The sequence below is a fragment of the Mycoplasma sp. 394 genome (genome assembly GCF_054353895.1).
Genome location: NZ_JBTHHL010000013.1, coordinates 1 through 14,151, shown reverse-complemented (window position 1 = coordinate 14,151; position 14,151 = coordinate 1). Strand labels below are relative to the sequence as shown.

At 26.8% G+C, this 14,151-nt stretch carries 17 protein-coding genes; 7 read left to right on the top strand and 10 right to left on the bottom strand.

The window, feature by feature from the left end; translation table 4 throughout:
• Positions 1–41: 41 nt before the first annotated feature.
• Entirely contained in the window at positions 42–668 is a 627-nt protein-coding gene (locus tag ACXYRQ_RS04225; protein WP_458614909.1) for an MspI family type II restriction endonuclease, read from the top strand.
• Between the two features lie 10 nt (positions 669–678).
• Here ACXYRQ_RS04225 and dcm read toward each other — a convergent pair whose 3' ends face one another.
• The 9 genes from dcm to gmk all read right to left on the bottom strand — a co-directional run bounded on the left by dcm (position 679) and on the right by gmk (position 8,258).
• Positions 679–1,608: a DNA (cytosine-5-)-methyltransferase gene (gene dcm / locus ACXYRQ_RS04220; protein WP_435129222.1), complete on the bottom strand. Its 930-nt coding sequence runs from the start codon at positions 1,606–1,608 to the stop codon at positions 679–681.
• Between the two features lie 85 nt (positions 1,609–1,693).
• Positions 1,694–3,763 carry a heavy metal translocating P-type ATPase gene (locus ACXYRQ_RS04215; protein ID WP_458614908.1) on the bottom strand — a complete coding sequence of 690 codons (2,070 nt, stop codon included), beginning with the start codon at positions 3,761–3,763 and terminating at the stop codon, positions 1,694–1,696.
• Entirely contained in the window at positions 3,747–3,950 is a 204-nt protein-coding gene (locus ACXYRQ_RS04210) for a cation transporter (protein ID WP_435129234.1), read from the bottom strand. Before ACXYRQ_RS04210 ends, ACXYRQ_RS04215 begins: the two co-directional genes overlap by 17 nt.
• Before the next feature lie 211 nt (positions 3,951–4,161).
• A complete protein-coding gene (locus ACXYRQ_RS04205) occupies positions 4,162–4,392 on the bottom strand; it encodes a phosphopantetheine-binding protein (RefSeq protein ID WP_458597890.1) in 231 nt (76 codons plus the stop codon).
• Between the two features lie 17 nt (positions 4,393–4,409).
• Entirely contained in the window at positions 4,410–5,066 is a 657-nt protein-coding gene (locus ACXYRQ_RS04200) for a ribulose-phosphate 3-epimerase (protein WP_458607706.1), read from the bottom strand.
• The gene (gene rsgA / locus ACXYRQ_RS04195; RefSeq protein ID WP_458614907.1) at positions 5,066–5,914 is read right to left on the bottom strand and encodes a ribosome small subunit-dependent GTPase A; all 849 of its coding nucleotides are present in this window, start codon (positions 5,912–5,914) and stop codon (positions 5,066–5,068) included. The genes ACXYRQ_RS04200 and rsgA overlap by 1 nt, the downstream gene beginning before the upstream one ends.
• A gap of 2 nt (positions 5,915–5,916) precedes the next feature.
• Complete coding sequence (locus tag ACXYRQ_RS04190; RefSeq protein ID WP_458597884.1) at positions 5,917–6,918, bottom strand: serine/threonine protein kinase; 1,002 nt, start codon at positions 6,916–6,918, stop codon at positions 5,917–5,919.
• A complete protein-coding gene (locus ACXYRQ_RS04185; RefSeq protein ID WP_458597882.1) occupies positions 6,908–7,663 on the bottom strand; it encodes a PP2C family protein-serine/threonine phosphatase in 756 nt (251 codons plus the stop codon). The genes ACXYRQ_RS04190 and ACXYRQ_RS04185 overlap by 11 nt, the downstream gene beginning before the upstream one ends.
• Complete coding sequence (gene gmk, locus ACXYRQ_RS04180; RefSeq protein ID WP_458614906.1) at positions 7,656–8,258, bottom strand: guanylate kinase; 603 nt, start codon at positions 8,256–8,258, stop codon at positions 7,656–7,658. Before gmk ends, ACXYRQ_RS04185 begins: the two co-directional genes overlap by 8 nt.
• A gap of 139 nt (positions 8,259–8,397) precedes the next feature.
• Between gmk and truB the strand changes: the two genes are divergently transcribed.
• From truB to rpmB, 5 genes are all read left to right on the top strand, one after another.
• Positions 8,398–9,243, top strand: a complete 846-nt coding sequence (gene truB / locus ACXYRQ_RS04175) for a tRNA pseudouridine(55) synthase TruB (protein WP_458614905.1) — start codon at positions 8,398–8,400, stop codon at positions 9,241–9,243.
• On the top strand, positions 9,231–10,046 hold the full coding sequence (locus ACXYRQ_RS04170; RefSeq protein ID WP_458614904.1) for a YcsE-related riboflavin metabolism phosphatase: 816 nt from the start codon (positions 9,231–9,233) through the stop codon (positions 10,044–10,046). Before truB ends, ACXYRQ_RS04170 begins: the two co-directional genes overlap by 13 nt.
• Positions 10,046–10,885 carry an FAD synthase gene (locus tag ACXYRQ_RS04165; protein ID WP_458597875.1) on the top strand — a complete coding sequence of 280 codons (840 nt, stop codon included), beginning with the start codon at positions 10,046–10,048 and terminating at the stop codon, positions 10,883–10,885. Before ACXYRQ_RS04170 ends, ACXYRQ_RS04165 begins: the two co-directional genes overlap by 1 nt.
• 102 nt (positions 10,886–10,987) lie before the next feature.
• A complete protein-coding gene (rpsO, locus tag ACXYRQ_RS04160; protein ID WP_435129263.1) occupies positions 10,988–11,254 on the top strand; it encodes a 30S ribosomal protein S15 in 267 nt (88 codons plus the stop codon).
• 18 nt (positions 11,255–11,272) lie between these two features.
• The gene (rpmB, locus tag ACXYRQ_RS04155) at positions 11,273–11,464 is read left to right on the top strand and encodes a 50S ribosomal protein L28 (RefSeq protein ID WP_458597873.1); all 192 of its coding nucleotides are present in this window, start codon (positions 11,273–11,275) and stop codon (positions 11,462–11,464) included.
• A gap of 38 nt (positions 11,465–11,502) precedes the next feature.
• Here rpmB and ACXYRQ_RS04150 read toward each other — a convergent pair whose 3' ends face one another.
• The gene (locus ACXYRQ_RS04150; RefSeq protein ID WP_458614903.1) at positions 11,503–13,248 is read right to left on the bottom strand and encodes a hypothetical protein; all 1,746 of its coding nucleotides are present in this window, start codon (positions 13,246–13,248) and stop codon (positions 11,503–11,505) included.
• Between the two features lie 49 nt (positions 13,249–13,297).
• Here ACXYRQ_RS04150 and ACXYRQ_RS04145 point away from each other — a divergent pair, with 49 nt between their 5' ends.
• Entirely contained in the window at positions 13,298–13,984 is a 687-nt protein-coding gene (locus tag ACXYRQ_RS04145) for a hypothetical protein (protein ID WP_435129272.1), read from the top strand.
• Positions 13,985–14,151: the final 167 nt, after the last annotated feature.

The following is a 14,151-nucleotide window of genomic DNA, read 5'->3' as shown; positions in this document are numbered from 1 at the left end:
TAATAAAACAAAAAGATTAACAGAATTAATTGTTAATCTTTTTGTCCTACTTTATAAATTATCCATATTTTTATAAGCTTATTAGCAAGATAGATATCAAACCAGAAGAAATCAAATTTATAGATGCAACATCTAACGAATCTGAAATAGGTAAATTACCATCTGGTGGAAAACCTAAAACTGACATTATTCTGAAGATAAACAAATTAAATAATGAGTCTATAATTTTAACTATAAACTGCAAAAGAACTAGTGCAAAAAATGTTACTGTACATGAATATAAAGCAGAATCGTTCGTGAGTGTGCTAAGTCCACAAAATAAAGAGTTAAAGAATCTATTACAGATATTTCAAGAAAATCCAACATTGTCTAGCTTTGGCGAAGATAATAAAAGAAGATTAACATCAATATTAAAACCATTGAAAGAAAAATTAGCAAAATGAGTAATAGGTGGGGTTTATGGTAATGGGATTCTAAATAAACAATGAGCAAGTCATATTTTAACTTTTGATAATAATACATCTATGATTTATTTTTATACAATCGATGAATATATAGATTTACTAGATAAACACAATATTTGTGGACATTTTGGCACACATTTTTTATGAACATATCCATCTAAGAAGAAAGGTAAAGCAATACAATTAAAATGTAAAATTATTTAAGAAATATAAATTACCTTTTTATAACTTTCTTCATTGCATCAGCAACTGCTTTAATCATTGGAATTGCTACAGAATTACCAAATTGTCTATACATTTGTGTCCTTGATACAGGGACAATAAAATTATCAGGAAACCCCATTAATCTCTTTAATTCTAATTCGCTATACATTCTAAGACCAGTTTTTCCATCTTTTATAAATGTATTTGTAAGCCTTTGGATTTTATGATAACTTGCACATAATGTATTAACTTGGATATTGCTATCAAAGTCTACTATCTGCGGTTTTCCATCATCTACTTTAAATAAATAATTTTTCTGTAAGTGTTCTGTGACTGAATAACCATTCGGGCTTCTCTCAAGAATATCACTAATCGGTATTCTAACTTCTTTGTCTCCTTCTGGAATCTCAAAATTATTAACATTTAAATCTTTTCTAAAACCTACAATAATTATTCTCTCACGTCTTTGTGGTAAACCAAAATTTTGTGCATCAAGTATCTTATAAAAAGTCTTGTATTCAAGATCGTTTAAACTTTGCAAAATTATCTTAAAGGTTCTACCTTTATCATTTGTTAATAATCCTTTGACATTTTCAAGTAAAAACATCTTAGGTTTTGAGTGTTTTAAAATTCTAAGAATATCAAAAAATAATGTTCCTTGACTTTGATGTGTAAAACCTTGTCTTTTTCCGATGTGACTAAAAGGTTGACAAGGAAAACCTGCTAAAAGAATATCGTGATTTGGAATATTTTTTTCGTTTATTTTTCTAATATCACCAAATGGAATTTCATTATAGTTAGCAAAATATGTCTTAGCAGCAAATTTATCTCACTCGCAACTAAATACGCATTTGGTATCATCATCTTCAAATGCTTTTCTGATGCCACCTATTCCAGCAAACAAATCGATAAATGTAAGTGTTTTATCTATAGATTTCATATCTTCCTTTGATATTTGGAATATTATTATAACTTAATTTTTAAACAAACTAATGAAATGAATCGAATCAAAAAACTAACAAATGTTAGTCTTTTGATTCGATAGATAAATTATTAGCAGACATTTCTTTTAATTTCTTTGCAGTTCTATTTTTAAAATACAAGGTATTTGAAAGCAATAAAATGTTTGATATAATCATAATTATAGCAGCTAATCAAGGGAATAAAATTCCACTAATAGCAACTGGTATAGCCAATAAATTAAAGAAGAAAGCTCATAAGAAGTTAAATTTAATAACTTTTAAAGTTTTCTTCGCTAAATAGATTGCTTGATAAACAGCTTGCAGTTCATTAGTCATTAAAGATATATCAGCAGCAGAGTTCACTAGATCAGAACCAGATGCAAAAGCAATTCCTAATGACGCTGTTTTTATCGCAAGAATATCATTTAAACCATCACCTACAAAGATTGTTTCACCTTTTTTCTTAAATTCTTCAATTAATTCTAATTTTTGTTCTGGTTGTAATTGTCCATAAAAAGTATGAATTCCTAAATCAGATGCAAATTTTTTAACAACTTCTTGGTTATCACCAGAAGCGATAACAACATGCAAACCTAATTCGTGGAATTTAGCAATCATATCTTTTGCATCAGCTTTTAAAGTATCACCAAGAGCAAAAATCATAACAATTTTAGAATCTTCTGCTAATGCAACATATGAAAAAGGTTCAAAATTTTCGATGTTTACTAAATCGTTAAAGTTCTTTTCTAACATCTTTTTGTATGAACCAAGTTCATATTGTTTTCCATTGCTATTTGCTACGATACCATAACCTGGAATTTCTTGTTCATTGGTTATTTCAATTGCATTAAAACTTTGATAGTTAGCAATAACTTGCGAAAGTGGGTGATGTGATTTAGAAGCTAATGATTGAGCAATGTTTTGATAACTTTGATCACCTAAAATTTTTTGGATAGTTGGTTTTCCTTGTGTCAAGGTTCCAGTTTTATCAAAAATAATATATTTTGCATTCTTGAGTTTTTCATAAACATCTGCCGAAGCAAAAAGGATTTTATTCTTGCTTGCCAAACCACTTGCTGCATAGATAGCTGCTGGAGCGGCAATCCCAAATGCACACGGACAAGCAATAACTACAACTGTAACACCAATTTTGATTCCGTAATATATACCCGAATTATTTGCTCCATCAACTTTTGCTAAATAACTAGGGAAATTATTAATAGAGTAAAGTGTTGCTGTTCAAATGATAAAACTAATTAGTGCAATTGATAAAATAGCAGGGATAAAATATCTAACAATCCGGTCTGCAAGACGTTGAATCTTTGAAGAAGAATCTACAATGTTTTCAAGTTTATCAATAATCTTTGTTAAGGTTGATTCACCCATAGTTTTTTGAACTTGTAATTTTAATGATGTAGTAATATTATTAGCACCTGAAATAACATAATCACCAGGTTCAACTGTTTTCGGAAGTGGTTCTCCGTTGATAAACGCCATATCTAATTCAGATGTATTTTCTAAAACAACTGCATCAACTGGAATATTTTGTCCTTTAGGAACAATAATTTGATCACCAATTTTTAAATAACGAGTGCTTACTTTTTTAGTGCTTCCATCGGGTTGTACAAGTAAAGCAAAACGATTTTGTAGTTGTAATAATTCTTTAATCCCAATACTAGACTTGCGTTTTAATTTATCTTCTAAATAATGACCAATTCCTATAAAGGTCAATAATGCACTCGGTACATCTCAAAAGTACATTTCTAAGGCACTATAACCTTTGGTTGGTGTAGCAAGTGTAATAATGGTTAAAATAAGTGAATAAAAGTATGATAAATGAACCCCGATGGCTATTAACAAGTCCATTCCAACATCACCTTTAAACAAACGGTAATAGTTTGTAAAATACTTTATAGATACTACAAAAACTAAAAATGTTGCTAAAATACCTAAAACTAAATAAACTCAGGTTTGTTTAGCCTGCACAATTAAATCATGTCCTACACCTTGGGAGATACCAATAATATGTAAAATAATTATTATTAAGAAAGGAATGAATATAACTGCTTGGACTCATAGATTTGTTTTAGGCAACCATAATCAATTTAAAAATTTTTTAATTTGGTTCAGCATCGTATCCTGCTTGTTTTGCTAATTTAACAATTAACTCATCTGGATATTTTTCTTCATCAGCATCGATTTTAATCATTTTTTCCATAATATTAACAGAATATTTAATTTCTGGGTATTCTTTGAATACTTTATCAATATGTGACTTACATGACGCACATGAAACATTAATTGTAAAATAACGTGTCATAAAAACTCCTTAATATAATATTGAAGTAGTTAGATTTAATAACTAACTACGATAAGAATTATAATATTAAAAATAAGTTTTCAAGCAAAAAATTAAATTTTCGCGTTTTTTTTAAGGAAATATATTCTTTTTGCTTTTTCAAAAGAGATAAAAATATTTTATATGTCTTAAAATCCTTATATAAAAATACAAAATAAGCAATTTTAAACCTTTACTTATTTTGTATTTTGGAAGTTATTAAATTTGTGATATCGCTAACAAATTTAATATTCAATATCTCCTCATCTGAAATAGAAATACCAAATTCATCTTCAGCATCAATGATAAGTTCGGCTAAATCTAACGAATCAATTTCTAATGATTTTACTTCATCGTTTTCATTAACTTTCTTTTTGGATAAACGTTTTAAATTTTCTAATATTTTTGTTTTGATTTCATTCATATTCATATTATATTACATTATCCTTTGATGATACTGTGTATTTTTTCTTTTGTAGGTTCATTTACTAAATATGTTCCGGCAACACAGGCATCTGCACCAGATTTAAATGATTTAGGTCCAGTTATGTTATTTATTCCGCCATCAACTTGGATAAGAAAATCTAAACAGTCTTTTTGACGATATAGTTTTAATTTTTTAATTTTATCCAAAGAAGTTTCAATAAACTTTTGTCCGCCTTTTCCTGGCTCAACTGACATAATTAAAACAAGTGCTAAACGATCTATATATGGAAGCAAAACATCCACAGGTGTGCTCGGTTTTATAGCCAAACCAATTTTTATTTCATGAAAATTTCTTTCTAAAAAATCATCAAATTTATCTAAATCATCTATTATACTTTCATAATGAAAAGTAATGATATCAACGAAGTTTTTTACTTTTTCAACATAATCATAGGGATTTTCAACCATTAAATGAACATCCTTAAGATGTTTTTTACCATTCTTAGCAATATTTTCAATTTCATCAATCTCTATAGCGGTATTTTCAACAAATTTTCCATCCATTACATCGTAATGGATTCATTTAATTCCTGCATCTACAAGTTTATTAGCTAATTCAAGTCTGTTTTTAGCATCAACATTTAATAAACTTGGTGTAACATATTTATTCATTATTTCCCCTCATTTAATTGTGATAACAATTTTATGTAATTTTCATATCTAAATTCTGGTAGTACCCCATCTCGATGTTTTTGTTTTATTGCACAATCATTTATTGCTTCATTTTGATGTAAACAACTGCGAAATTTACATAATTTCGATCAGTTATAAAAACATTTATAACTGTGAGCAAGTTGAATTGGTGTTAGATTTAAATCCAATGAAGAAAAACCTGGAGTATCAATCAATCAGCCTTTTTTTATCTTGATTATACTTACAGATCTAGTTGTGTGTTTGCCTCTACCTAATGCCTTAGAAATTTCCTGGGTTTGATAATTAAAATTTCCGATATTATTTAATGTAGTAGTTTTACCAACTCCACTTTGACCCATAAATAAATTATACTTATTTGCTGTAATTTCTTCGATTTTGTTTAAATAATTTGGACTATTGTTGTTTATTAAAATAACATGATAACCTAGGTTTTGATATTTATTTGCTCATTTTCTAGCATTTTCTTCATCTAAATCAATTTTACTAATACATAAAACTGGTTCAATTTGTTTTTCTTCAATAATCGCCATATATTTATCAACCAAAAAACTTGAAAATTTAGGTTGTTTTATTGACATAAAAATAAAAATTTGATCAACATTAGCAACCTTAGGACGAATAAAAAAGTTTTGACGGTCTAAAATTTCAACAATCTGATTATTTTCCATTATTACATTATCACCGACAACAGGAGTTTTTTGTAAAAACCGCAACTTACCTGCAGCAGGAACTTTTATAACTTGTTGCTTGTTTACAAGTTTATAAATACCTGAAACTGCTTCAAAAATTTTATAGATTTGTTTCATAATTAAATAAAGTTATTTACCTTAAAAACAACAGCAAAAATAACTATCACAACTATTAAAAATAATATACTAGTACCTAAAAAAAGCGGAGATCTAACAACTTCTGCAACTGTTTTTCTGGGTTTCATTGTTTTTGGTGAAATAAGTTGTTCGATTTTATTTTCATTCCTTGTAGACTTAATTATCGCCTTTTTAAACTCATTCATTGTCTTGTATCTGCCTTTTGGATCTTTTGCTGTTGATTTAGTGATAATATTTACAATTGAATTTGGGACATCATGCTTAAAGCGACGTATATCAGGGAAAGCATCTTTTTGATGCATCATTATTGTATTTACAGCATTATCGCCACGAAATGGTAGTTGTCCAGTAAGCATTTGAAAGTATAAAACACCAAGAGCATATATGTCAACAGCAGGAGTAATGTTTTTACTACCATTTGATAACTCAGGTGCTGCATAATAAGGTGAACAAATTAACGAATGCGCTTTTGTCAAATTTTGTGTTTCGTTGGTAACTGATATACCAAAATCCAATATTTTTAGATGGTGTGAAGAAGAAATGATGATATTTTCTGGTTTGATATCGCGATGGATAATATTATGTGCATGTAATTCTTCGATTGTTTCAGCAAGTTGTTTCATATAATTATTAGCTCTCTTGATAACAAAAACATGTGAATCTTTAAGAAGTTTTGCTAATGTTTCACCTTCCATATATTCCATTACATAATATTGCTCGGTATCATTATATTCATAATCATAAATTTTTGGAATATTTTTATGCTTTATCTTTTGAAGTAAGTTAATTTCGTTTCAAAAGCGTTTTTTATTAGTATCATTATCGTCAACTTTACGGTATTTGAGTGCATATTTATTAATATCGGAAGTTTTTTTAGAATGAACTAAAAAAACCGTACCCATACCACCTTCACCGATAATTTTATCTATTATATAACTGCGATGTACTTTAGAATTTTGTGGAATTTCGAATTTATTTTTCATTATCTAACTCCAATAAAGCAATAGTCATATTATCATTTGATGAATTTAAAATTGCCTGATCTAATATAGCATTTGCTATATTCGATATACTATCATCCTTTGATAAACAAGCTTCCAAATCAATATGTTCAACAAACTCATGGATCCCATCAGATGTGAGCATTATTTTATTGATTAAATCATATTCATTATCTTTAATTTCTGTTATATCAATTGTAGTAGGAATATTAGGCCCTATTGCACTTGTTAAATAACGAGCATATTTCTCGTTCTTATTATTATGGTAGTCATATCCATTTTTTTTTCATTGTGATGCAAGGTTTTGATCTATTGTTACTTTTATAAGTTTTTTGGTATTCAAATAAAAATAGCATCGAGAATCACCTACATTAAAAATAAAAATTTTTCTATGTTCAGGAATTCCGATGCAGCCTACTAAAGTGGTACCCATATTTTCCATTTCTTTGTTTTTTGCAGCAATCTTTTTCATTTCTTTTTTAGCAGTTGCAATAGAATCTTCAATAAATTTTTTAGTTTGAATCGATGATGTATAAACAAAGTTTCTACCAAAATTAGAACTTAAATAGTTAATAACTATATTAGATGCTACATCACCATACTTATGACCACCCATACCATCAGAAAGTAATGCGAAAAAATAGTTATCTTTTGCAAATATTTTTGCACAATCTTCATTATTTTCTCTAACCGTACCCTTATCACTTATATATATAAATTTAATCAAGCATAAGCTCCCTATGTAAAATTGATCGAATTTCTTCTGCTGCCCTTTCAGGAATGTCGTTTATTACTTTGTATCTAAAGATGTGTGATTCTGCAAGTTCGAGTTCTGATTTTGCAAGGCGTTCCATTAAAGTCTGTGAATTTTCAGTTCCACGACCTAAAATTCTTTTTCTTAAATCACTAATAGATGGTGGGGATACAAAGATGGTAATTAAGTTATATTTTTTTGCTAATTCACCTGAAGAAAATTTAGATATTATTTGCTTTGCACCCGTAGTTTCTATCTCTAGGAAAGGAACTTTATTTTTTTTGTGTATTTTATCAAGTTCAGAATATAAAGTTCCATAATAGTTGTTTAAATGATATGAAAATTCAACAAATTTACGACTTCGGATGTGATTACGAAATGTTTCAACATCCAAAAAATGATAGTGGATACCATTTAGTTCACCATTACGTGGTTTCCGTGTAGTAGCCGAACAAGAAAGTGAAAGATTAAGTTCATCAAAATCAAATAACAATCGCTCAATAGTTCCTTTTCCTACTCCGCTTGGCCCTGAAAAAATAATAATTGGTTGTTTTTGTTGCTGCTTCATATCCATATTGTGTTATATTATAGCACTTTTGAGCAATTTTTGCTGTAAATAAGATTATAAAGTACCAAATTTTAAAAAAATCGAAAATGTAAATATATGAGTTTAAATATAGTAAAATATCCAAATATAAAAGGGGAAAATGTTTTATAAATTTTTTAAAGAATCAGGTGTTTATTCAAATCGTGAAATTAGAGCTTTAGGGAAGAAATTAGGTGTCAAGAAAATAGGACATAGTGGAATTTTAGATCAATTAGCAAGTGGCTTAATGATTGTTGCTACTGATTCAGATACTAAACTTTTAGATTATATTTCTAACAAAAATAAAGCATATATTGCTAAAGCAAAATTTGGTTATAGTTCTGATACATTAGATTCAAATGGTGATATCCAAAAAGAGAATGTAAAACAAGTTAATTTAGATAACTTACAGCAAGCAGTTTATATAATATGTACACAAGAATTTCAAATTCCACCTAAATATAGTGCAAAAAGAATCCAAGGACGCAGAGCATACAACTTAGCAAGACAAGGTATAGATATTGAATTGAAGTCTCATAAAATTAAAGTAATTGATTATAAAATACTTGACTTTGATTATGAAAATCAAGAATACACAATTTATTTTTTGGTTTCAAATGGTACATATATTCGGGTTTTATTAGAAGATATAGCAAAACAACTTAATAATAGCAGCATAATGACAGAGTTAAAACGAATTAAAGTAGGTAATATAGATATTGATGATTTGAAACCAACAGAGCATCAGAAAATATCCATATTTGATTTATTTGATTATAATATACTTAAATATACAGAAAATGAGTATAAATATTTAATTAATGGTAGAGAGTTTGAATGTAATTATGATGATGGGATTTTAATGTGATCTGATGCACAAAACCAAATTGTATCAGTAGGACAAGTAAGAAACAAAATATTTTTTCCTAAAAAAGTATTTTTAGAAAGGCTGAAATGAAAAATTTAAAGGATATAATAAAAATAGCAGTTTTCGATGTAGATGGAACAATTTTACCTAATGGAAATACAAAATTTTCAAAAAACATCAAAACAATGTTTAAAAAACTTAAAGAAAATAATATTATAAGTGTTTTAGCAACTGCTCGTGAGTTTGCTACAATTGGAGATTTTTTTGAACAACTAAAATATGTTGATTATTTTATTGGTGCGAATGGTGCATTTATTTGAGATGTAAAAAAACAAGAATTTTTATACAAAAGTACCCTTAAAAAAGTAGATGTAGTTAAGTTATACGATGCATTCGGAACACAAATAAAAGGATTTTTAATTACTGATTTTGATAAAGTTTATAAGTCTCCACAAACTCCAACTGATTCATGATTTATTCGTCCTTTTCAAGAAAATTATTTAAACTACGAAGAAGCATTATTAAGTAATAGTGATTTATATGTTATAACTATAAACACAGATAAACCATATGAATTATCGCAGAAAATGGAAAAATTTATTAAAGATGAAAAAATGGAAGTTGAAATTTCATCAAGGTGATCAAGAGGTTTTTTTATCAATCCAATTGATATAACCAAAAGCACAACATTAAAAAAATTAACTAAGCATTTAGGTTATTCAATGGATAATGTTATTGCTTTTGGTGATAGTGCAAATGATTTTGAGATGCTTCGGGATGTGTATTATGGTGTAGCAATGGAACGAGCAAGTGATAAAATTAAAACTGTAGCTTCAGATATAGCAGCAGACTGTGAGTTTGATGGTACTTATTTAAAACTTAAAGAATTACATTTAATCTAATGGACAAACTTATTATTTATACACTAGATGATTTTAAAGCTGAAGATGGTGATAGTTTTATTATCGGTTCCTTTCAAAGTTTTCACCTAGGACACTATCAGTTATATAAGCAAATAGCAAATAATCCAGGTAGAAAAATTATTGTGACTTTTAGTTGTAACGATATTTATAAATATCGCAACGAAAAACTTTATCAAAATGATAACGATCGATATTTAATGATGTCAAAAATGAATGTTGATGCGATTATTGAGCTTCATTTTAATGATGTAAGACACTTAAGTGGACCAGAATTCCTACATAAATTAGCATCTGATAAAAAAGTTAATATTGCAGTTGGTCAAGACTTTAAATTTGGTTATCAAGCACAGTGAAAAGCAGACGATATAGCAAATATTTTACCTAATGCAAATGTTTGTGTTGTTGAAATATATAAAATTAAAAATGTAAAAATAAGCACAAAACTTTTAAGAGAAGGTTTAGCATACGGTAAGTTTCGTTTTCTTAATATGGTTTCTCCGTTTGGTTATCTTGTTTCAGGTGAATTAAATAACAAAGGTTTTCATTATCCGGAAAATGTTATTGTGATTCCAGCAGGTTTGTATATTGCGATTTTATATGCAAATGATTTTGGTTTTCATATTATTATGCACAAAACAAAAGATAATTGAATATTTTTAAAATTAGTTGAAAAACAAAGTATGTATTCAATTGAAAGAATAGTTGGTAATGTTGTCCTAGAAATAATTTCAGAACTAAGATTTATAGTTTCAAACGATGAAGACCAGATTACCGAAGAAGACTATGTTAATGCGAAAAACATTTTTTTAAAATCATAGGATATGTTATAATAAATAAGCAATTTTATTGCGAACATAAATTTTACTCTGGGTTATAAAGAAGTTTTAGCTCGGATAAAACATAATATAAAGGAGTTTATTATGGTTTCTAAAGCAAGAAAAGCTGAATTAATCAAAAAATTTGGTAAGAATGCTAAAGACACAGGAAATGCATCTGTGCAAATAGCAATTTTAACCGAGGATATTGAATCACTTAAACCACACTTTTTAAAAAACCCTAAAGACAACCATTCAAGAAGAGGATTCTTAGCAAAAATTTCACAACGTAAAGTATTATTAAAACACCTAAAAGAAAATGATTTTAATGAATACAAAAAAATAACTGAAGCATTAAAAATACGTAAATAATTTGATTGAAAGGTTATTATGTCAAGAAGATGTCAAATTTCTGGTGTAGGTCCAATGGTAGGAAATACACGTTCACATGCTATGAATGCTTCAAAAAGAAAATTCAATGTTAACTTACAAAAAGTAAGAGTAACAATTGGTGGTCAAAAAATGCAACTACGGGTAAGTGCAAAAACCTTAAAAACCTTGAAGAACAAAGGTTTAGTATAACAAAAATCATTTAAGTCTGTTTTATGGACTTAAATGATTTATTTTAACTGATTAAAAACACGAGTATCCTTGAAATTTTCATATATTTTCGAAATACTGCTGTTAGTTCAAACAAAAATTCTTACTGTTACTGGATATTTAAATGTAATTGATTTTTTTGAGCGATCAAAATTTATGATTTTAATATCTTTTAATGCAGGAACTACAAATAAAGAGTTATCATTGCTTGAAAAGATAAAGTCACTGGGTTTTAGTTGGTCAATTGGGGTATTTATTGCTTCTGTTTTGATGTCGATTTTGTAGTTTTCTGTTGCAATAGAAGAAATCAATTTATCTAATTGCGATTGAAACATATTTCTGATTTTACTGTTATTAGAATCTGATGAAATATAAACATTATCAACATTAAAATAACCGATAAAATCACTAAATTCATTACGTTTGTTGTTAATTAGTTTTAAATTATCATCATCTTCTTTAAAACTTATATATTTATTAAATCAAAAACCATCTGGTTGGTTTGCATGATATTTAATTAAGTCTTCATAACTTAAAAAGTTATCAATTGTTCTTATGATAGTGTTTTGTGAAATTGTATATTCTTGTTTTTGTGTTGTTACAACATTATTTATATAAGTATTTTGTGTATATGAAATTTTATTACCTGGATGAAGCAATAAATCGATATCTTTATAAACTGCATCAGCACCCGGATCTGATTTATAATATATATTATAATCGTTTGCATATTTTGCTACAACAGTTATTAAATCATTAAAATCGCTTTTGCTTCCACGACCTAAAACTAATAAGGGTTTCTTTTTATTTTTATAAATATCACTTTCAATTATATCTCTAGTTTTTTGTCAATTATTTCCAATAATATTAGTAAAATAAGTTATTAAGTATTTATTATCAGAACTTTTTGTTTTAGTAAGCAAATTATTCAAAGTTTCATTATCATCATTAAAATAAGCAAAATTATTTTTTAGATAATTTTCATTAAATCTGCTAGCTATTTCAGACGTGCTTCAATAATAATTAATATGATTAAAGTTTATTGATAAAAGATACTGATTATATGAATTTAAGAATTTTCCTTTATACAAATTTCAAACCTTGTTTGTTGAATCAAAATATTCACTGCGAAATTTTGGATCAAAACCTTTATATAAAATACTAAAACCAATTGATGTATCTTGATTTAATCCGTTAATTTGCACATTTTTGTAAGTCGATAAATTAGCATAATCAACAGAACGTTCAAAATTATTAGAATTAGTTCAAATGTTGATTCTTTTGTATGGATTTGAATTAATTATATGCTCAACTTGTGATAAAACTGCTTCATCTTCACCTTTTTTAATCTTAATTACTTTAGAATTTTTATTTTTTACATCAACTCTTTGGCTGTTATAAAAATCCTCTAATAATTTAGCGTCCGTTCTACTTTGAACAAGCGAATTATTAGGTAAAACAAAAAAATAATTTTCACTCTTAGATAGCATTGATAGTCGAATTAAATCATAATACACATCTGTTCCACGGGTTGTGAAATAAATATTAATATCTGCTCGATTCTGCTTATTAAGCAAATCAGGTTTTGAATTTGTGTCGATATCAAAATTAACAAAATTTTGCTTTTGATTTTTTGAATCATTTAATTTGTCGGTGCTTTTGTTTGCAAAAATACCTATATCACTAAATAAAACTACCCCAATCACAGTTGCAGCAGCAGCAATAAGCGATGAATGAATCAACATATATTTTTTTAATTTTTTCATAATTTACCTAAATAGTTTTATTTTGTTATTAATATTTTATAATTTTTAAATGAAAAAGAAAACTAAAAAGTGAATCGAATTAATGGTACCGATTACAAGTTGGATATTAATTATAATGATGACTATTTTAATTTTAGGATTATTACTATCAATTTTTATCCTTAGTAAACTATCACATGAACTAACTAATGAATTGAATATTAATTTTTACATCTTTCAAACAAACATTATTGAATATTTGATAATTATTTTAATTTTGATTATATCTTATGTAATGAGAGCGATACTTCTAACAAAGTTAATGTATAAGGTAAAATTCAATAACAAGGTAAAAAGAGCAATATTCATCTTTGTTCCATTAATTTATGATGACATCTTATTAGATTCATATCGATTAAGCTGTAATCTCAATGATTATAATAAATACATAAATTGCAAATATTCGTTAAGATTAATGCGATTGACATTTTCGATGATTACTTTTTATATAATTTATCTTATTGTTTTTATCTCTTTGATGTTTTTATTAAAATATTTACAAAATGAATTTTATGAAAAATTCATTGATATTCTCCTTTATTGTTTCTTTGTAATCTTCTTTTTTATTTCTTTTTCGTTTAATGTTTGATACTTTAAAAGTTTTATAAAACTAAAAGATATGAATATTGATTATAAAGGATTTGAATTAATAAAGTTAAAAAATTTAGAGTTAATATATTCAGAAAATATAAAATAAAATTTTTATTTTTTATTTTTTATCATATAATAGTTAAGCATTCAAAAAATAAAATAATTTTGTTTATTTTTGTTTGCGATATAATAATTATTGCTTATATTTTACTATAAGTAAAAGTTCTTTGAAAACTAGATATAAAACATGACAGTCAATTTTTTCGAGAGTTT